At 52.2% G+C, this 19,643-nt stretch carries 21 protein-coding genes; 19 read left to right on the forward strand and 2 right to left on the reverse strand.

All coding sequences use genetic code 11. The features are described from left to right. Positions 1–21: 21 nt before the first annotated feature. Both asnC and mioC read left to right on the forward strand, forming a co-directional pair. Positions 22–483 carry a transcriptional regulator AsnC gene (asnC, locus tag ACPXSQ_RS18835; protein ID WP_013023927.1) on the forward strand — a complete coding sequence of 154 codons (462 nt, stop codon included), beginning with the start codon at positions 22–24 and terminating at the stop codon, positions 481–483. 155 nt (positions 484–638) lie between these two features. Beyond that, complete coding sequence (mioC, locus tag ACPXSQ_RS18840; protein WP_133345129.1) at positions 639–1,079, forward strand: FMN-binding protein MioC; 441 nt, start codon at positions 639–641, stop codon at positions 1,077–1,079. A gap of 141 nt (positions 1,080–1,220) precedes the next feature. Here the strand turns inward: mioC and ACPXSQ_RS18845 are convergent, their stop codons facing one another. Further along, positions 1,221–1,445, reverse strand: a complete 225-nt coding sequence (locus tag ACPXSQ_RS18845; RefSeq protein WP_275269792.1) for a hypothetical protein — start codon at positions 1,443–1,445, stop codon at positions 1,221–1,223. 66 nt (positions 1,446–1,511) lie between these two features. Between ACPXSQ_RS18845 and mnmG the strand changes: the two genes are divergently transcribed. From mnmG to glmS, 13 genes are all read left to right on the forward strand, one after another. Beyond that, a complete protein-coding gene (gene mnmG / locus ACPXSQ_RS18850; RefSeq protein ID WP_029569302.1) occupies positions 1,512–3,401 on the forward strand; it encodes a tRNA uridine-5-carboxymethylaminomethyl(34) synthesis enzyme MnmG in 1,890 nt (629 codons plus the stop codon). Between the two features lie 47 nt (positions 3,402–3,448). Beyond that, a complete protein-coding gene (rsmG, locus tag ACPXSQ_RS18855; RefSeq protein ID WP_014332970.1) occupies positions 3,449–4,075 on the forward strand; it encodes a 16S rRNA (guanine(527)-N(7))-methyltransferase RsmG in 627 nt (208 codons plus the stop codon). A 688-nt stretch (positions 4,076–4,763) separates the two neighbouring features. Then, positions 4,764–5,144, forward strand: a complete 381-nt coding sequence (gene atpI, locus ACPXSQ_RS18860) for a F0F1 ATP synthase subunit I (RefSeq protein WP_014332968.1) — start codon at positions 4,764–4,766, stop codon at positions 5,142–5,144. A gap of 8 nt (positions 5,145–5,152) precedes the next feature. Continuing rightward, positions 5,153–5,971, forward strand: coding sequence for a F0F1 ATP synthase subunit A (atpB, locus tag ACPXSQ_RS18865; protein ID WP_013023932.1), 819 nt, complete (start codon positions 5,153–5,155; stop codon positions 5,969–5,971). Between the two features lie 48 nt (positions 5,972–6,019). Further along, positions 6,020–6,259, forward strand: a complete 240-nt coding sequence (atpE, locus tag ACPXSQ_RS18870) for a F0F1 ATP synthase subunit C (RefSeq protein WP_003849523.1) — start codon at positions 6,020–6,022, stop codon at positions 6,257–6,259. A 103-nt stretch (positions 6,260–6,362) separates the two neighbouring features. Further along, the gene (gene atpF, locus ACPXSQ_RS18875) at positions 6,363–6,833 is read left to right on the forward strand and encodes a F0F1 ATP synthase subunit B (RefSeq protein ID WP_013023933.1); all 471 of its coding nucleotides are present in this window, start codon (positions 6,363–6,365) and stop codon (positions 6,831–6,833) included. 14 nt (positions 6,834–6,847) lie between these two features. Next, the gene (atpH, locus tag ACPXSQ_RS18880) at positions 6,848–7,381 is read left to right on the forward strand and encodes a F0F1 ATP synthase subunit delta (RefSeq protein ID WP_006121199.1); all 534 of its coding nucleotides are present in this window, start codon (positions 6,848–6,850) and stop codon (positions 7,379–7,381) included. Positions 7,382–7,395: 14 nt separating this feature from the next. Then, the gene (gene atpA, locus ACPXSQ_RS18885; RefSeq protein WP_013023934.1) at positions 7,396–8,937 is read left to right on the forward strand and encodes a F0F1 ATP synthase subunit alpha; all 1,542 of its coding nucleotides are present in this window, start codon (positions 7,396–7,398) and stop codon (positions 8,935–8,937) included. Positions 8,938–8,989: 52 nt separating this feature from the next. Next, positions 8,990–9,856, forward strand: coding sequence for a F0F1 ATP synthase subunit gamma (atpG, locus tag ACPXSQ_RS18890; RefSeq protein ID WP_006121201.1), 867 nt, complete (start codon positions 8,990–8,992; stop codon positions 9,854–9,856). A gap of 30 nt (positions 9,857–9,886) precedes the next feature. Then, positions 9,887–11,284, forward strand: a complete 1,398-nt coding sequence (gene atpD, locus ACPXSQ_RS18895) for a F0F1 ATP synthase subunit beta (RefSeq protein ID WP_014332967.1) — start codon at positions 9,887–9,889, stop codon at positions 11,282–11,284. A gap of 24 nt (positions 11,285–11,308) precedes the next feature. Continuing rightward, positions 11,309–11,728 (forward strand): F0F1 ATP synthase subunit epsilon, encoded by a 420-nt coding sequence (locus ACPXSQ_RS18900; protein ID WP_013023936.1) that lies wholly within the window; start codon positions 11,309–11,311, stop codon positions 11,726–11,728. Between the two features lie 161 nt (positions 11,729–11,889). Beyond that, positions 11,890–13,260 carry a bifunctional UDP-N-acetylglucosamine diphosphorylase/glucosamine-1-phosphate N-acetyltransferase GlmU gene (gene glmU / locus ACPXSQ_RS18905; RefSeq protein WP_426144237.1) on the forward strand — a complete coding sequence of 457 codons (1,371 nt, stop codon included), beginning with the start codon at positions 11,890–11,892 and terminating at the stop codon, positions 13,258–13,260. A 143-nt stretch (positions 13,261–13,403) separates the two neighbouring features. Beyond that, positions 13,404–15,233: a glutamine--fructose-6-phosphate transaminase (isomerizing) gene (gene glmS, locus ACPXSQ_RS18910; RefSeq protein ID WP_013023938.1), complete on the forward strand. Its 1,830-nt coding sequence runs from the start codon at positions 13,404–13,406 to the stop codon at positions 15,231–15,233. A 43-nt stretch (positions 15,234–15,276) separates the two neighbouring features. On the opposite strand, the gene ACPXSQ_RS18915 is transcribed toward glmS, so the two are convergent. Next, positions 15,277–15,660 carry a hypothetical protein gene (locus ACPXSQ_RS18915; protein WP_014332964.1) on the reverse strand — a complete coding sequence of 128 codons (384 nt, stop codon included), beginning with the start codon at positions 15,658–15,660 and terminating at the stop codon, positions 15,277–15,279. Positions 15,661–15,836: 176 nt separating this feature from the next. On the opposite strand from ACPXSQ_RS18915, the gene pstS reads away from it, so the two are divergent. The 4 genes from pstS (at position 15,837) to pstB (ending at position 19,634) form a co-directional block, all read left to right on the forward strand. After that, positions 15,837–16,880, forward strand: a complete 1,044-nt coding sequence (gene pstS / locus ACPXSQ_RS18920; protein ID WP_013023940.1) for a phosphate ABC transporter substrate-binding protein PstS — start codon at positions 15,837–15,839, stop codon at positions 16,878–16,880. 86 nt (positions 16,881–16,966) lie between these two features. Continuing rightward, on the forward strand, positions 16,967–17,929 hold the full coding sequence (pstC, locus tag ACPXSQ_RS18925; protein WP_013023941.1) for a phosphate ABC transporter permease PstC: 963 nt from the start codon (positions 16,967–16,969) through the stop codon (positions 17,927–17,929). After that, complete coding sequence (gene pstA / locus ACPXSQ_RS18930) at positions 17,926–18,816, forward strand: phosphate ABC transporter permease PstA (RefSeq protein WP_013023942.1); 891 nt, start codon at positions 17,926–17,928, stop codon at positions 18,814–18,816. The genes pstC and pstA overlap by 4 nt, the downstream gene beginning before the upstream one ends. Positions 18,817–18,860: 44 nt before the next feature. Continuing rightward, complete coding sequence (pstB, locus tag ACPXSQ_RS18935; protein WP_013023943.1) at positions 18,861–19,634, forward strand: phosphate ABC transporter ATP-binding protein PstB; 774 nt, start codon at positions 18,861–18,863, stop codon at positions 19,632–19,634. The last annotated feature ends 9 nt before the right edge of the window (positions 19,635–19,643 follow it).

Genomic DNA, 19,643 nt, shown 5'->3' on the forward strand with positions numbered 1-19,643 from the left:
AAAACGATAACGAGGACGATCATGCCCGAACATCTGCAACTGGATAACCTTGACCGGGGGATCCTGAATGCACTACTGGAAAATGCACGCACCGCGTATGCCGAACTGGCAAAACAGTTCAACGTCAGCCCGGGAACCATTCATGTCCGTGTCGAAAAAATGAAGCAGGCAGGCATTATTCTGGGAACGCGGGTTGAGATCGATCCCCGCCAGTTGGGCTTTGATGTCTGTTGTTTTATCGGCATTATTCTCAAAAGCGCCCGTGATTACCCGGCGGCGCTGAGTAAACTGGACGCGCTGGATGAAGTCGTTGAAGCCTGGTATACCACCGGGCATTACAGTATTTTTATTAAAGTCATGTGTCGATCTATCGATGCTCTCCAGCAGGTATTAATTAACAAGATCCAGACAATTGATGAAATCCAGTCAACAGAAACCCTGATCTCCCTGCAGAACCCCATCATGCGAACCATCAAGCCCTGATCTTTCCACCCGCTTGTGCACAATTTTATCCTTTAACAATCGGCCGCCTGACAACGGCTGTATCGCCCTTGTCAAAACTAATAACCTTGTTTTCCACAGGTGGATCACCGCTTGATCACAGCGTACAATGCTCACCTTGATCTCAGGAGAGCACGATGGCCGACATTACGTTAATCAGTGGCAGCACCTTAGGCAGCGCCGAATATGTTGCTGAACATCTCGAAGAAAAACTGCAGGAAGCGGGCTTCTCAACGCAGATGCTACATGGTCCTGAGCTTCATGATGTGCCCCTGCAGGGGATCTGGCTGGTCGTGAGTTCTACCCACGGAGCCGGAGAGTTGCCTGATAATCTGCAACCTTTTTATGACGCCATTGATGAAAGCCGTCCCGATCTGTCATCCGTGCGTTTTGGCGCAGTCGGCATCGGCAACCATGAATACGATCTGTTTTGTGGTGCGATACGCAATCTTGACGCTCTGTTAATTACCTGTGGCGCACAGCGCATCGGCGAAAGGCTGGAAATTGATATTCTGCAACATGAGATCCCCGAAGATCCGGCTGAAGAGTGGGTGATGACCTGGAAAGACGCGATCTGAGCCGGTCAGGGATCGGGAAATCACGACGATCCCCAGCAGAAGATACTGTTTTTCCCCGGATCTGGTCTTTTATTTTGTGGATAACTACCCTGTTTAGTTGCGTATAACCGGTAGTTATCCAAAGAACAACGGAAGTTTACTTTATGAGCTGTGGATAAAGTCCTCTTTTGATCCCAGCTTATACGGATCAGGATCACCGATCATTAACAGGTAACGATCCTCTCTACTCACTTGTTTATCCTGTGCTTTTAGCAGATATCCACAAGAGATGGCGATCCTAATAAGAGATCTAACAGAAAGATCATACAAAGAATTAAGATCTTTTCTTTTAATACCTGTCGATCCCGCTGCTTTCACCTCAGCCATAATTTCAGTAGAATCCACGGCCCAGAGAGAACGATCTCTGACTATTCATCAACGAGGTACCACTTCATGTTTTATCAAGATCCTTTTGACGTCATCGTTATTGGTGGTGGTCATGCGGGCACGGAAGCTGCCATGGCAGCAGCCCGAATGGGTCAGCAAACCCTGTTACTGACCCATAACATCGATACGCTGGGACAAATGTCCTGCAACCCGGCCATCGGTGGTATCGGTAAGGGACATTTGGTAAAGGAAGTGGATGCCTTAGGCGGTTTGATGGCCGGTGCAATCGATCGGGCGGGTATTCAGTTTAGGATACTAAACGCAAGTAAAGGTCCTGCCGTAAGGGCGACCCGTGCTCAGGCGGACCGCGTACTCTATCGTCAGGCGGTACGTACTGCGCTGGAGAACCAGCCAAACCTGATGATCTTCCAGCAGGCCGTTGACGATCTTATCGTCGAGAACGATCGCGTTGTCGGTGCGGTAACCCAAATGGGCCTGAAATTCCGTGCCAAAACGGTCGTGCTTACCGTGGGTACCTTCCTCGACGGAAAAATTCATATCGGGCTGGATAACTACAGCGGAGGTCGTGCAGGCGATCCGCCGTCGATCCCTCTGGCAAAACGCCTGCGTGCTTTGCCACTGCGCGTTGACCGCCTGAAAACCGGTACACCGCCACGCATTGATGCACGCAGCATCGATTTTAGCGTACTTGCCCCGCAGCATGGCGATAACCCGATGCCGGTGTTCTCTTTCATGGGCAATGCCGGACAGCACCCACAGCAGGTGCCGTGCTGGATGACCTATACCAATGAAAAAACACATGATGTGATCCGTAATAACCTCGATCGTAGCCCCATGTATGCCGGGATCATCGAAGGGATCGGGCCACGTTATTGTCCGTCGATCGAAGACAAAGTCATGCGCTTCGCCGATCGCAACTCGCATCAGATCTTCCTTGAGCCTGAAGGACTGACCAGCAATGAGATCTACCCCAACGGTATCTCAACCAGCCTGCCATTCGACGTACAGATGCAGATCGTTCGTTCAATGCAGGGCATGGAAAATGCGAAGATCGTGCGCCCGGGTTATGCCATTGAGTATGACTTCTTTGATCCACGCGATTTAAAACTCACGCTGGAAAGCAAATTTATCGACGGCCTGTTTTTTGCCGGTCAGATTAACGGCACCACAGGCTACGAAGAAGCGGCAGCACAGGGATTGCTGGCGGGGCTTAACGCCGCGCGTCAGTCTGCTGACAAAGAGGGCTGGGCACCGCGTCGCGATCAGGCTTACCTCGGGGTACTGGTCGACGATCTTTGCACTCTCGGCACCAAAGAACCTTACCGCATGTTTACCTCACGTGCCGAATATCGCCTGATGCTGCGTGAAGACAATGCTGATTTACGTTTAACGGAAACCGGGCGTGAACTCGGCCTGGTGGATGATGCGCGCTGGGCGCGCTTCAACCAGAAGCTTGAAGCGATCGAGCAGGAACGCCAGCGACTGCGCGATATCTGGGTGCACCCTAAGTCCGAACATGTTGAGGCGGTAAATACCATTACCAGCTCTCCATTGACGAAGGAAGCCAGTGCTGAAGATCTGTTACGCCGCCCTGAAATGACCTATCTGAAGCTGATGGCACTTGATGCTTTTGGCCCTGCTTTGACGGATGAACAGGCTGCTGAACAGGTTGAGATCCAGGTAAAATACGAAGGCTATATTGCGCGTCAGCAGGAAGAGATCGATCGTCAGTTGCGTAATGAGAATACGCTGCTGCCAGCCACGCTTGATTATCGTCAGGTCAGTGGCCTTTCTAATGAAGTTATCGCCAAGCTTAACGATCATAAACCGGTTTCAATCGGCCAGGCATCACGCATCTCAGGCGTCACGCCTGCGGCCATCTCAATTTTACTGATTTACCTGAAAAAACAAGGTCTGCTGCGCAAAAGCGCCTGATCTGAACCGGGGCGGGATTTTCCGCCCCCGCTGACTGGACTGATGCTGTGATCAACAAACTCACTTCGCTGCTGCAAGCGGCCAAAATTTCCCTTTCCGATCAACAAAAACAGCAACTGGTGGCCTATGTAGGGCTACTGGATAAATGGAATAAAGCTTATAACCTGACTTCGGTGCGCGATCCTCAGCAGATGCTGGTTCGCCATATCCTCGACAGCATCGTGGTGGCGCCACATCTTCAGGGTTCACGTTTTATTGATGTCGGCACCGGGCCCGGTTTACCTGGCATTCCGCTGGCCATTGTGATGCCGGAGGCACATTTCACTTTGCTGGACAGCTTGGGTAAACGCGTACGTTTTTTACGGCAGGTGCAGCATGAACTGGGACTCACAAATATCGAGCCGGTCCAGAGCAGGGTCGAAGCCTTTCCTTCCGAACCGCCATTTGACGGGGTGATCAGCCGCGCCTTTGCGTCGCTGGAGGATATGGTGAGCTGGTGTCATCACTTACCCGCGGAAAATGGCCGTTTTTATGCGCTTAAAGGCGTGCGGCCGGATGAGGAAATCGCCAGCCTGCCTGCGGGCTATGCGCTGGACAAGGTGATTTCACTTCAGGTTCCCCAACTGGAAGGCGAACGTCATCTGGTTATCGTTGCCAGGAACAGTACGCCATAGCGCATTCAGGCACCGTAAAGCGTATCAACGCGCGGTGCCATGTAACCAAAGATGCGATGGTCTTTGGGTCATCTACTCTGCTTTTCCGGCTCACGTTGTTAAATCCTGACGCGGAAATTATCTGAAAAACTTTTTCACATTTAACTTTTATTTCACAAAGTTTTATCAAAATAATCACAAGTTTTTGGCGTTTTACCGGTGCGCACCGCGATTAATCATATTTAAGGCCACCCGCCTTTCGGCAAGAGTAATAGGCTTTTTACGATTCTGAAGGAGACTTCGATGTCAATAGACCATTTTCATCGGGAACAAAAAAACGTTACGGTATATTGCTTTTTAACTGATTGATAATAAGGTTTTTTATCCCTTATTTTGCGTTCGGATAATTGGGTCTTAATAAAACATAACGCGGTGCGAATGCTTATTATGTGATCTAAAGCACGCTTTAAAACTGAGTTGCTGTGGAACTTTTTACGGCTTTATCCGAAACGGGCTGCTCAGTATCTTTTGAAAAATAGTCATTCGGAAAGAAATTTAGATAATTGTTCACCTTTTCGTTACTTAACGATTGAAATCACAGGTACGGCCCGTATAATTTGCACGGCTTTTGCTACTTGACTCAAATGCACAAAGGCAGTCTTATACGACACGCGACATACCCCTAAAGGGGCAGGAGAGTATCAGCGTCATGTCAGTGTCTCTTTACAGTGTGAAATACGCCCGAACGGTGCTGGTGATTCAGCTAGTGACCATCGTCATCGTCGGTGCACTCTTTGCCCTGAAAGATGTCACCTGGGGCGGCTCTGCTCTTGCTGGCGGAATGGCAGCCTGGCTGCCAAACGTGTTGTTCTTGTTTATAGCCTGGCGCCTGCAAGGGCAAACTCCGGCTTCGGGGCGCGTCGCGTGGAGCTTCGCTTTGGGGGAAATAGCCAAAGTGTTCGCGACCATTATTTTGCTCATTGTGGCGTTGGGTGTATTCGATGCGGTCTTCTGGCCGGTCGGGATCACCTGGTTATCGGTGCTGGTCGTTCAGATGTTGGCACCGGCGGTAATTAACAACAAAGGGTAAGAGGCATCATGGCTGCAGGAGAAATCTCTACTCCGCAAGAGTACATTGGTCACCACCTGACTCATCTTCAGTTGGACCTGCGTACCTTCGAGTTAGTGAATGCTCACGACGCTCCCGCGACGTTCTGGGTATTAAATATCGATTCCATGTTTTTCTCTCTGGTGCTGGGAGTTATCTTCCTGGTGTTGTTCCGTAGCGTGGCGAAAAGCGTCACCAGCGGTGTGCCAGGGAAAATGCAGGCGGCTATCGAACTGGTTGTCGGTTTCGTTGATAGCAACGTGCGCGACATGTATCACGGTAAGAGCAAACTTATCGCCCCGCTGGCTCTGACGATTTTTGTCTGGGTCTTCTTGATGAACTTCATGGATCTGCTGCCAATCGATTTGCTGCCCTATATTGGTGAGCACTGGTTGGGGTTACCGGCGCTGCGCGTGGTACCTTCTGCAGACGTGAACATCACGCTATCCATGGCGTTGGGCGTATTTATTTTGATTCTGTTCTACAGCATCAAAATGAAAGGCATTGGCGGCTTCACGAAAGAGCTGACGCTGCAGCCTTTTAATCACCCGATCTTTATCCCCATCAACCTTATTCTGGAAGGTGTTAGCCTGCTGTCCAAACCGGTTTCACTCGGTCTGCGACTGTTCGGTAACATGTATGCGGGTGAACTGATCTTTATCCTTATTGCCGGTCTGTTGCCGTGGTGGTCACAGTGGATTCTGAATGTGCCTTGGGCCATTTTCCACATCCTGATCATTTCGCTACAGGCTTTCATCTTCATGGTCCTCACGATTGTCTATCTGTCGATGGCATCTGAAGAACATTGATTTTTTTCTCAACAATACGCGTTTAACTGAAACAAACTGGAGACTGTCATGGAAAACCTGAATATGGATCTGCTGTACATGGCTGCCGCTGTGATGATGGGCCTGGCGGCAATCGGTGCTGCGATCGGTATCGGCATCCTCGGAGGAAAATTCCTGGAAGGCGCTGCTCGTCAGCCTGACCTGATTCCTCTGCTGCGTACGCAGTTCTTTGTTGTAATGGGTCTGGTGGATGCAATCCCAATGATCGCTGTTGGTCTGGGCCTCTACGTGATGTTTGCTGTCGCCTAAAGCCCCTGTGTTCACTCCGTACCTGGTGCGAGAGTGAACGGATTCTGCCGTTTATCGTTGATAGCGGCAGAAAAGTTAAATACTTAATTAGAGGCATTGTGCTGTGAACATTAATGCAACAATCCTCGGCCAGGCCATCGCGTTCATCCTGTTTGTCGCGTTCTGCATGAAGTACGTATGGCCACCGATTATGGCTGCCATCGAAAAGCGCCAGAAAGAAATTGCTGAAGGCCTTGCTTCTGCTGAACGCGCGAAGAAAGATTTGGATCTCGCGCAGGCTAATGCGACCGACCAGCTGAAAAAAGCGAAAGAGGAAGCTCAGGTCATTATCGAGCAGGCGAACAAGCGTCGCACGCAGATTCTGGACGAAGCCAAGACTGAAGCTGATAACGAACGTACTCGCATTGTTGCACAAGCGCAGGCTGAAATTGACGCCGAACGCAAGCGTGCACGTGAAGAACTGCGTAAGCAAGTCGCGTTGCTGGCAATGGCTGGCGCCGAGAAGATCATCGAACGTTCCGTGGATGAAGCTGCTAACAGCGACATCGTTGATAAACTGGTCGCTGAACTGTAAGGAGGGAGGGGCTGATGTCTGATCTGATTACTGTAGCTCGCCCCTACGCCAAAGCAGCTTTTGACTTTGCTGTTGAGCATCAAAGTATTGAACGCTGGCAAAAGATGCTGGCGTTTGCCGCAGAAGTGGCTGCCAATGAACAGATGGCCGACCTGCTTTCAGGTGCATTAGCACCCGAAGCGCTGGCTGCCTCGTTTAATGCAGTCTGTGGTGATCAACTGGATGAACCCGCACAGAACCTGATTAAGGTGATGGCGGAAAACGGACGTTTGACAGCGCTTCCGGCTGTACTGGCGCAATTCATTCAACTGCGAGACGCTTATGAAGCGACTGCCGAAGTGGATGTTATTTCTGCCAGCACGCTGAGTGACGACCAGCTGACTAAAATCAGCGCCGCGATGGAAAAACGTCTGTCACGCAAAGTTAAGCTGAATTGCAAAATTGATAAGTCTGTGATGGCAGGCGTGATCATCCGTTCGGGTGATCTGGTTATTGATGGCAGCGTACGCGGCCGTCTTGACCGTCTGGCTGACGTCTTGCAGTCTTAAGGGGACTGGAGCATATGCAACTGAATTCCACCGAAATCAGCGAACTGATCAAGCAGCGCATTGCTCAGTTCAATGTCGTGAGTGAAGCTCACAACGAAGGTACTATTGTTTCTGTAAGTGACGGTATCATCCGCGTACACGGCCTGGCCGATGTTATGCAGGGTGAGATGATTTCCCTGCCGGGAAACCGTTACGCTATCGCCCTGAACCTCGAGCGTGACTCTGTAGGTGCGGTGGTGATGGGTCCGTATGCTGACCTGGCCGAAGGCATGAAGGTCAAGTGTACTGGCCGTATTCTTGAAGTACCGGTTGGCCGTGGCCTGCTGGGCCGCGTGGTGAACACCCTGGGTGCACCTATCGACGGTAAAGGCGCGATCGACAACGACGGCTTCTCGCCAGTCGAAGTGATTGCACCAGGTGTTATCGACCGTCAGTCCGTAGACCAGCCTGTTCAGACCGGTTACAAATCTGTCGATGCGATGATTCCAATCGGCCGTGGCCAGCGTGAGCTGATCATCGGTGACCGTCAGACCGGTAAAACCGCAATGGCTATCGACGCCATCATCAACCAGCGCGATTCAGGCATCAAGTGTGTCTACGTTGCGATTGGTCAGAAAGCGTCAACCATTTCTAACGTGGTACGTAAACTGGAAGAGCACGGCGCGCTGGCTAACACCATCGTTGTTGTTGCCTCTGCGTCTGAGTCTGCTGCACTGCAGTATCTGGCTCCGTATGCAGGTTGCGCCATGGGCGAATACTTCCGTGACCGCGGTGAAGATGCGCTGATCGTTTACGATGACCTGTCTAAGCAGGCTGTTGCTTACCGTCAGATTTCTCTGCTGCTGCGCCGTCCACCAGGCCGTGAAGCATTCCCAGGCGACGTGTTCTATCTCCACTCTCGTCTGCTGGAGCGTGCATCACGCGTGAGCGCTGACTACGTTGAGCGCTTCACCAATGGTGAAGTGAAAGGCCAGACCGGTTCTTTGACCGCGCTGCCAATCATCGAAACTCAGGCGGGTGACGTTTCTGCGTTCGTTCCGACCAACGTAATCTCGATTACTGATGGTCAGATCTTCCTGGAATCTAACCTGTTCAACTCCGGTATCCGTCCTGCTGTTAACCCGGGTATCTCTGTATCCCGTGTGGGTGGTGCTGCTCAGACTAAGATCATCAAGAAACTGTCCGGTGGTATTCGTACCGCGCTGGCGCAGTATCGTGAACTGGCGGCCTTCTCCCAGTTTGCATCTGATCTGGACGATGCAACCCGTAAACAGCTGAGCCACGGTCAGAAAGTGACCGAGCTGCTGAAGCAGAAACAGTATGCGCCGATGTCGGTTGCGCAGCAGGGTCTGGTGCTTTTCGCAGCGGAACGCGGCTATCTGAACGACGTTGAGCTGGCAAAAATTGGTAGCTTTGAAGCTGCTCTGCTGGCGTTCGCAGATCGCGATCACGCCGAGCTGATGGCTGAAATCAACCAGTCTGGTAACTTCAATAACGATATCGAAGAGAAGCTGAAAGGCCTCCTCGAAACGTTTAAAGCAACCCAGTCCTGGTAATGTCTGGCGGCTTGTCTGAAAGGGCAAGCCGCAAGGCTTTGAGGAGAAGCTAATGGCCGGCGCAAAAGAAATACGTACCAAGATCGGAAGCGTAAAAAATACGCAGAAGATCACCAAAGCGATGGAAATGGTCGCCGCCTCCAAAATGCGTAAAACGCAGGAACGCATGGCGGCCAGCCGTCCGTATGCAGATACCATGCGCAAAGTGATTGGTCACCTTGCACTGGGGAATCTGGAATACAAGCACCCTTACCTGGATGAGCGCGACGTTAAGCGCGTCGGCTACCTGGTCGTTTCGACTGACCGCGGGCTTTGTGGTGGTTTGAACGTTAACCTGTTCAAAAAATTGCTGGCAGAGATGAAGGCCTGGTCCGACAAAGGCGTACAGAGCGATCTGGCCATTGTGGGATCGAAAGGCGTGTCATTCTTCGGCGCTGTTGGTGGCAATGTAGTGGCACAGGTCACTGGCATGGGCGATAAGCCTGCGCTGTCTGATCTTATCGGCCCGGTAAAAGTGATGTTGCAGGCCTACGATGAAGGCCGCATCGACAAGCTGTACATTGTTAACAACAAGTTCAACAACACCATGTCTCAGACTCCGACCATTACCCAACTGCTGCCGTTACCGCCAGCGGAAGGTGAAGAAGAGATGAAGGCGAAGACCTGGGATTACCTGTACGAGCCCGATCCGAAAGCGCTGCTGGATACGCTGCTGCGTCGCTATGTCGAATCGCAGGTTTATCAGGGTGTGGTGGAAAACCTGGCCAGTGAGCAGGCCGCACGTATGGTAGCAATGAAAGCTGCAACCGATAACGGCGGAAATCTGATCAAAGAGCTGCAGTTGGTTTACAACAAAGCTCGTCAGGCCAGCATCACCCAGGAACTTACCGAGATCGTCTCGGGAGCCTCCGCGGTTTAACCAGGTTTGGAATTAGGTAGAGGATTCAAGATGGCAGCTGGAAAGATTGTCCAGATTATCGGCGCCGTAGTTGACGTCGAATTCCCTCAGGATGCAGTACCGCAAGTGTACAGCGCTCTTGAGGTTAAGAATGGTGATGCTCGTCTGGTGCTGGAAGTTCAGCAGCAGCTGGGTGGTGGCGTGGTTCGTACTATCGCCATGGGTACTTCTGACGGCCTGAAGCGCGGTCTGGAAGTCACCGACCTGAAAAAACCGATCCAGGTACCGGTTGGTAAAGCAACCCTCGGCCGTATCATGAACGTGCTGGGCGAGCCTATCGACATGAAAGGCGACCTGACAGAAGAAGACGGCAGCGCAGTAGAGGTTTCCTCTATTCACCGCCCTGCGCCTTCTTATGAAGATCAGTCTAACTCGCAGGAACTGCTGGAAACCGGCATCAAGGTTATCGACCTGATGTGTCCGTTCGCTAAGGGCGGTAAAGTCGGTCTGTTCGGTGGTGCGGGTGTAGGTAAAACCGTAAACATGATGGAGCTGATCCGTAACATTGCGGCTGAGCACTCAGGTTACTCGGTATTTGCCGGCGTGGGTGAGCGTACTCGTGAGGGTAACGACTTCTACCACGAAATGACTGACTCCAACGTTATCGATAAAGTTGCGCTGGTGTATGGCCAGATGAACGAGCCGCCGGGTAACCGTCTGCGCGTGGCACTGACCGGTCTGACCATGGCGGAGAAATTCCGTGATGAAGGCCGCGACGTTCTGCTGTTCATCGACAACATCTACCGTTATACCCTGGCCGGTACGGAAGTATCCGCGCTGCTGGGTCGTATGCCATCTGCGGTAGGTTATCAGCCAACGCTGGCAGAAGAGATGGGTGTGTTGCAGGAGCGTATTACCTCCACCAAGACAGGTTCAATCACCTCCGTACAGGCCGTATACGTGCCAGCGGATGACTTGACTGACCCGTCACCAGCAACCACCTTTGCTCACTTAGACTCAACAGTTACCCTGAGCCGTCAGATCGCCTCGCTGGGTATCTACCCGGCCGTTGACCCGCTGGACTCCACCAGCCGTCAGCTGGATCCACTGGTTGTGGGTCAGGAGCACTACGACGTTGCACGTGGCGTACAGTCACTGCTGCAGCGTTATCAGGAACTGAAAGACATCATCGCCATCCTGGGTATGGACGAGCTGTCTGAAGAAGACAAACTGCTGGTGGCACGTGCGCGTAAGATTCAGCGCTTCCTGTCTCAGCCGTTCTTCGTAGCAGAAGTGTTCACCGGTTCTCCAGGTAAATACGTAACGCTGAAAGACACCATCCGTGGCTTTAAAGGCATCATGGAAGGTGAATTTGACCACCTGCCAGAGCAGGCCTTCTACATGGTTGGCGCCATCGAAGAAGCGGTCGAAAAAGCGAAGAAACTGTAATAACGGTTTCCCAGGAGGAAAATTATGGCTATGACTTATCACCTGGATGTTGTCAGCGCAGAGAGCCAACTGTTCTCTGGTCTGGTACAGAAAATTCAGGTGTCAGGTAGCGAAGGTGAACTGGGGATTTTCCCTGGCCATGCCCCGTTGCTGACTGCCATTAAGCCTGGAATGATCCGTATCGTGAAACAGCACGGCGAAGAGGAGTTTATTTACCTCTCTGGCGGCGTGCTGGAAGTGCAGCCTGGCAGCACCACCGTTCTGGCCGATACCGCGATTCGCGGTACCGATCTGGACGAAGCGCGTGCGCTGGAAGCAAAACGTAAAGCAGAAGAGCATATGAACAGCAGCCACGGCGACGTGGACTACGCTCAGGCTTCTGCGGAACTGGCGAAAGCCATTGCGAAACTGCGCGTGATCGAGCTGACCAAAAAAGCGATGTAATCCGGCTTTGTGCGTCACGAAATGCCAGCCCATTGGGTTGGCATTTTTTTTGCGTGACGGTAAAGCAAAAGGATGCTGGCTAATTTCGGGCCGAGAAAAATGTAGTAATCTCAGTGCTAAATCGTTTAACTTTCTTCAGTCTACAATCAGTCAGGATAGATATGTCTAACAGTGCGATGAGTGTGGTGATTCTTGCTGCTGGCAAGGGCACCCGTATGTATTCCGATCTGCCGAAAGTGTTGCATATGCTGGCAGGAAAACCGATGGTTCAGCACGTCATTGATGCCGCAAAGGGCCTGGGTGCAAAGCATGTGCACCTGGTATACGGGCACGGTGGTGACCAACTCAAAGCAACGTTAAACGACAGCACAGTAAACTGGGTGCTACAGGCAGAGCAGCTGGGTACAGGCCACGCTATGCAGCAGGCGGCCCCTCACTTCTCCGATGACGAAGACATCATGATGCTCTATGGTGATGTCCCGCTGATTTCTGAAGCTACCTTACAGCGTCTGCGCGAAGCAAAACCCGCGGGCGGTATCGGTTTATTAACGGTCGTCCTGGATAATCCCACCGGTTACGGTCGCATCGTACGCGAGAATGACACCATCGTAGGCATTGTTGAACAAAAAGATGCCACGCCTTCTCAACTGACCATTAACGAAATCAATACCGGTATCCTGATCGCCAATGGCGGCGATCTTAAGCGCTGGCTGTCCCAGTTGAATAACAATAATGCTCAGGGCGAATTCTACATTACCGATATTATTGCCCTTGCGCATGAAGAAGGTCGGGTGATTAATGCAGTGCATCCGGCCCGCAATAGCGAAACTGACGGTGTCAATAATCGCCTGCAACTGGCCACGCTTGAGCAAACTTACCAAAGCGAGCAGGCTGAAAAACTGCTGTTGGCAGGCGTCATGCTCCGCGATCCTGCGCGTTTCGATCTGCGTGGCACCCTGCAGCATGGCCGTGATGTTGAAATTGACACCAACGTTATCATTGAAGGCCAAGTGACGCTGGGCAACCGGGTCAAAATTGGTGCTGGCTGCGTCATCAAAAACAGCGTTATCGGGGATGACTGTGATATCAGCCCCTATTCGGTGATCGAGGATGCAAATCTGGCTGCAGACTGTACCGTAGGGCCATTTGCGCGTCTGCGTCCGGGAAGTGAGCTGGCTCAGGCCGCGCACGTAGGTAATTTTGTCGAGATGAAGAAAGCCCGACTGGGTAAAGGGTCCAAAGCGGGTCACCTCTCTTACCTGGGCGATGCCGAGATTGGTGCCAATGTGAATATTGGGGCGGGAACGATCACCTGTAATTACGATGGCGCGAATAAATTCAAAACGATCATTGGCGATAACGTCTTTGTAGGATCGGACACGCAGCTGGTCGCGCCGGTCAATGTGGCGGCAGGCGCGACTATCGCAGCGGGCACCACGGTAATGAAAGATGTCTCTGCAGCCGATCTGGTCTATAACCGTAAAGAACAGAACCATAAAGCCGGTTGGCAACGTCCGCAGAAGAAAAAATAATTTTACGGCCCGTGATACACGGGCCGCTTGCAGTACCAAAACTATAATCCCCACTCTCTACAAGGCTCGGGGAACCGGCAAAGCCGGACTATCAGGTCATATGACAACGCAATGGCGAACAGCCATGAAGTCAGGAAATAACTATGTGTGGAATTGTTGGTGCAGTAGCACAACGTGATATCGCAGAAATTTTGTTAGAAGGGTTACGCCGCCTGGAGTACCGCGGTTATGACTCAGCCGGTCTTGCCGTCGTCGATCAGCAGGGGCACGTAACGCGCCTGCGTCGTCTGGGAAAGGTTCAGATGCTGGCTGCTGCCGCAGAAGAACAGCCCCTTGTCGGCGGAACAGGCATTGCTCACACCCGCTGGGCAACCCATGGCGAGCCCTCAGAAGCCAACGCGCATCCGCACGTTTCTGAGCACATCGTTATCGTCCATAACGGCATTATTGAAAACCATGAGCCCCTGCGTGAAGCGCTGATGGCGAAGGGTTATCACTTCGCCTCAGAAACCGATACCGAAGTGGTGGCGCATCTGGTCCATCTGGAACAGAAACAGGGCGGCTCGCTGCGTGAAGTTGTACAGCGCGTGATCCCTCAACTGCGCGGCGCCTATGGCATGGTGATTATGGACAGCCGCGATCCGTCGCTGCTGGTGGCGGCTCGTTCCGGAAGTCCGCTGGTCATTGGCCGTGGTGTGGGTGAAAACTTTATCGCTTCTGACCAACTGGCGCTGCTACCGGTCACTCGCCGCTTCATTTATCTGGAAGAGGGCGATATCGCTGAAATTAGCCGTCGTGATGTCACCATCATTGATGGCAACGGCAATAACGTCCGTCGTGAAGAGATCGAGTCCAGCGTGCAGTATGATGCGGGCGACAAAGGCCAGTATCGTCACTACATGCAGAAAGAGATCTATGAGCAACCGAATGCGATTAAAAACACCTTAACAGGGCGTTTTAACCACGGTGAAGTGGATCTCAGTGAACTGGGGCCAAATGCAGAAGCCCTGCTCAGCAAGGTTGAGCATGTTCAGATCATTGCCTGCGGCACCTCATATAACTCCGGTATGGTTTCGCGTTACTGGTTCGAGGCGCTGGCAAACGTCCCTTGCGACGTCGAAATCGCGTCTGAATTCCGCTATCGCAAATCTGCTGTGCGTAAAAACAGCCTGCTGATTACCCTCTCTCAGTCGGGTGAAACCGCTGATACGCTGGCTGCGCTGCGCCTGTCCAAAGAGCTGGGTTATCTGGGTTCGCTGGCTATCTGTAACGTCGCGGGTTCGTCGCTGGTGCGCGAATCCGATCTGGCGCTGATGACCAAAGCGGGCACTGAGATTGGTGTGGCCTCCACAAAGGCCTTTACCACCCAACTCACCGTGCTGCTGATGCTGGTGGCAAAACTCGGCCGCCTCAACGGCATGTCCGCAGAAAAAGAGCATGAGATTGTTCATGGTCTGCAGGCGTTGCCAAGCCGCATTGAGCAAATGCTGGCGCAGGATAAGCTGATTGAAAACCTGGCTGAAGATTTCTCTGATAAGCACCATGCGCTGTTCCTGGGTCGTGGCGATCAATATCCGATCGCCATGGAAGGGGCGCTGAAGCTGAAGGAAATTTCGTATATTCATGCGGAAGCCTATGCTGCGGGTGAACTCAAGCACGGTCCGCTGGCGCTAATCGATGCTGACATGCCGGTCATCGTGGTGGCACCGAACAACGAGCTGTTAGAGAAGCTGAAATCGAATATCGAAGAGGTGCGCGCGCGCGGCGGTCTGCTGTACGTGTTTGCCGATCAGGATGCCGGTTTCAGTGACAGCGAGGGAATGAAGATCATTCCCTTGCCGCACGTTGAAGAGGCCATTGCGCCTATCTTCTATACCGTGCCGCTCCAGCTACTCTCATATCATGTCGCCCTGATTAAAGGCACCGATGTGGATCAGCCGCGTAATCTGGCGAAATCGGTCACAGTCGAGTAAAGCCTCTCACGCGTGAATCCCACCAGGGATTCACGCGTTCCATTTATTTGATTTTGCTGCTGACTTGCTCAATTACGCGCTGCTGATCGCTGATTTTACGGTTAGCCTCATCGAGTGAGCGTTGCAGGTTATTGATCGTATCTTCATTTTTACTGAGCTTTTGTGTGAGCTGGTTGAGGGTATCAGTCTGGTTTTCTTGCGTTTTTAATAATTTCTCTACATTCTCCTTCGTTTTACTCACATCCTCAGCATTGACAGAAGCTTGTCTGACCGCGCCACCACTATCAATTGTAGCCAGAGTGCCTCTGTTATCTGTCATTGCAAAAGATTCATCCGAATGAATCTGCGGTACGTCGTACGCCTGGGCGCTGGCCAGCGTACAGAGGACGACGATATTGCCTACCAGAAGCTTCTTCATAAATTTCATCGAACATGTCCTTTTCAATAGTGGGCTTGTAAAAATTAGCAATAATTGTGTCTGTCATATAACTGTAATATTAAATACATTTTTCTGTCACTAAACTGTCCTATTTTCCCTCCTGCAGCAATCACTGACTCTTACTAAAAAGGCACTTAGCCTGACTTTTCTCCCCCGGAGGGAACATGACACTGATGCGTAGCACCGTAGCCCGAATCCTCGCCGCCTCTCTTGCCGTTAGTGCGGTTTCTGCCTTTGCAGCCACCGATCTGACTGGTGCTGGCGGTACATTCCCGGCGCCGGTTTATGCCAAGTGGGCAGCAGAGTATCAGCAAGCCACCGGTAGCAAAATTAACTATCAGGGCATTGGTTCATCTGGCGGTGTAAAACAAATTATCGCCAAAACCGTTGATTTCGGTGCGTCCGATGCGCCTATGAAAGACGAAGATCTGCAGAAGAATGGGCTGTTCCAGTTCCCTACCGTGATCGGTGGTGTGGTGCTGGCGGTTAACCTGCCAGGCGTAAAATCTGGCCAACTGACGCTGGACGGAAAAACCGTAGGTGATATCTATCTCGGCAATATCAAGAAGTGGAACGATCCAGCGATCGTTAAACTGAACCCGGGCGTGAAACTGCCAGACACCAACATCAACGTGGTGCGCCGCGCGGATGGTTCAGGTACCTCTTTCGTTTTCACCAGCTACCTGGCGAAAGTGAACGAAGAGTGGAACAGCAAAATTGGTAAAGGTAACACCGTTAACTGGCCAACCGGTCTGGGCGGTAAAGGTAACGACGGCGTTGCGGCGTTCGTTCAGCGTCTGCCAGGCTCCATTGGTTACGTTGAGTACGCGTATGCCAAACAGAATAACCTGACCTACACCAAGCTGATGGATGCGGACGGTAAGGCCGTTGCGCCAAGCGAAATCAGCTTCTCTAATGCCGCAAAAGGCGCAGACTGGAGCAAATCGTTTGCCCAGGATCTGACCTTTCAGAAAGGCAATGATGCATGGCCGATCACCTCAACCACCTTTATCCTGATTTACAAAGACCAGGCTAATGCGGCGAAAGGTGCCGAAGTACTGAAATTCTTCGACTGGGCTTATAAAAACGGCGGCAAAACGGCTAACGCCCTGGATTATGCCACCCTGCCTGAGAGCGTAGTTCAGCAGATCCGCGCCGCATGGAAAGCCAATATCAAAGACAGTTCAGGTAAAGCGCTTTACAAGTAAGTGAATGACCCTGGCCGGACATCAGTCTGGTCAGCCTTCAGGGGCGGCGTCTGCCGCCCTGATAACTTCTGAGGACTGAGACTTCTATGGCTGCAACGAAGTCGGCATTCAAAGCCCCAGGCAAGCAAGGTGACAGAGTTTTCGGTGCACTGGTAAAACTCTCTGCGCTGATCGTCTTGTTACTGATGGGCGGCATCATTGTCTCCCTGATCTTCTCTTCCTGGCCGAGCATACAGAAATTTGGTTTCGCGTTTTTGTGGACCAAAACCTGGGACGCCCCTAACGAACAATTTGGTGCGCTGGTACCGATTTACGGTACGCTCGTCACCTCAATTATTGCCCTGATTATTGCGGTACCGGTCAGTTTCGGTATTGCGCTTTTCCTTACTGAACTCGCACCAGGCTGGTTACGTCGTCCACTGGGGACCGCCATTGAGCTGTTAGCGGCGATCCCCAGCATTGTTTACGGCATGTGGGGCTTATTTGTTTTTGCGCCACTGTTCGCACAGTATTTCCAGACGCCGGTTGGCGATGTGATGTCGGGCATTCCTATCATTGGCGAGCTGTTTTCTGGCCCCGCATTTGGTATCGGTATCCTGGCCGCAGGCGTTATCCTGGCCATCATGATCATCCCCTACATTGCCTCGGTAATGCGCGACGTGTTCGAACAGACGCCGGTGATGATGAAAGAGTCGGCTTACGGCATTGGCTGTACGACCTGGGAAGTGATTTGGCGTATTGTTCTGCCCTTCACCAAAAATGGGGTGATCGGCGGTGTCATGCTCGGTCTGGGACGTGCACTGGGTGAAACCATGGCCGTGACCTTTATTATCGGTAATACCTACCAGTTAGACAGCGCCTCGCTGTTTATGCCTGGCAACAGTATCACCTCCGCGCTGGCAAACGAATTCGCTGAAGCAGAATCAGGCGTACACGTTGCGGCCCTGATGGAGCTGGGTCTGATTCTGTTTGTGATTACCTTTATCGTGCTGGCGATTTCAAAGTTAATGATTATGCGGCTGGCCAAAAGTGAAGGAGCGCGATCATGACAACAATGGAAGTACAGGCTCGCGCTGAGCTGGAAGCGTCACGTCGTAAGATGCAGTCGTGGCGCAGTACCAAAAACAAAATTGCGCTGACAATGTCCTTACTGACCATGGCTTTTGGCCTGTTCTGGTTAGTGTGGATTCTGTTTACTACGGTAAGCCGTGGCATTGATGGTTTGTCATGGTCGCTGTTTACGGAGTCCACTCCGCCGCCAAACACCGCGGGTGGTGGCTTAGCCAATGCCCTGGCGGGAAGCGGTTTACTGATTTTCTGGTCTACCTTCTTCGGTACGCCGTTGGGCATTATGGCCGGCGTTTATCTGGCGGAGTACGGACGCAAATCAGCACTGGCAGAAGTGATTCGTTTTATTAATGACATTCTGCTGTCCGCTCCGTCGATTGTGGTTGGCCTGTTTGTCTACACCATCGTCGTGGCGCAGATGCACCACTTCTCCGGCTGGGCGGGCGTGATTGCGCTGGCGCTGCTGCAGGTTCCGATAGTGATTCGAACCACGGAAAACATGTTGCGACTGGTACCAGACAGCATGCGCGAAGCCGCCTATGCGTTGGGTACGCCGAAATGGAAGATGATCTCGGCGATTACGCTCAAGGCGTCGGTTTCCGGCATCATCACCGGTGTCCTGTTAGCGATTGCCCGTATCGCCGGTGAAACCGCGCCGCTGCTGTTTACTGCGCTGTCGAATCAGTTCTGGAGCACCGACATGATGCAGCCCGTGGCTAACCTCCCGGTCACCATATTTAAATTCGCCATGAGCCCGTTTGCCGAGTGGCAGAGCCTGGCCTGGGCTGGCGTATTGATTATTACCCTGTGCGTGCTGCTGCTGAATATCGTAGCAAGAGTGGTTTTCGCCAAGGGTAAACACGGTTAACTACCGACACTGCCCTGTGCGGTGTCGATTAAGAGAGAAAAACAATGAGTACTGCGACTGCGTCAGCCGGAAAAATCGAGGTTCGTAATCTGAATTTCTATTACGGCAAGTTTCACGCTCTGAAAAACATTAATCTGGATATTGCTAAAAACCAGGTCACGGCGTTTATTGGGCCATCAGGCTGCGGTAAATCCACATTGCTGCGCACCTTCAACAAAATGTATTCGCTCTATCCGGATCAGCGTGCCGAAGGTGATATTCTGCTGGATGGCGACAATATTCTGGCGTCGCATCAGGATATCGCACTGTTGCGGGCGCGCGTTGGCATGGTGTTTCAGAAGCCAACGCCTTTCCCAATGTCGATTTATGACAATATCGCTTTCGGCGTGCGCCTGTTCGAAAAGCTGTCCCGTGCCGATATGGATGAGCGCGTGCAGTGGGCCCTGACCAAAGCGGCCCTGTGGAACGAAACCAAAGACAAGCTGCACCAGAGTGGCTACAGCCTGTCGGGTGGGCAGCAGCAGCGTCTGTGCATTGCCCGCGGCATCGCTATCCGTCCGGAAGTGCTGCTGCTGGATGAGCCATGCTCAGCCCTGGATCCGATTTCCACCGGCCGTATCGAAGAATTAATTACCGAACTGAAGCAGGATTATACGGTTGTGATCGTGACCCATAACATGCAGCAGGCTGCACGGTGTTCCGACCACACGGCATTTATGTATCTGGGCGAACTGATTGAGTTCAGCGACACCGACACGCTGTTCACCAAGCCGGCACAGAAACAAACAGAAGACTACATCACAGGTCGCTACGGCTGATTTGACAGG

Source organism: Pantoea sp. EEL5, from assembly GCF_049892805.1.
GTDB classification, from domain to species: domain Bacteria; phylum Pseudomonadota; class Gammaproteobacteria; order Enterobacterales; family Enterobacteriaceae; genus Pantoea; species Pantoea ananatis.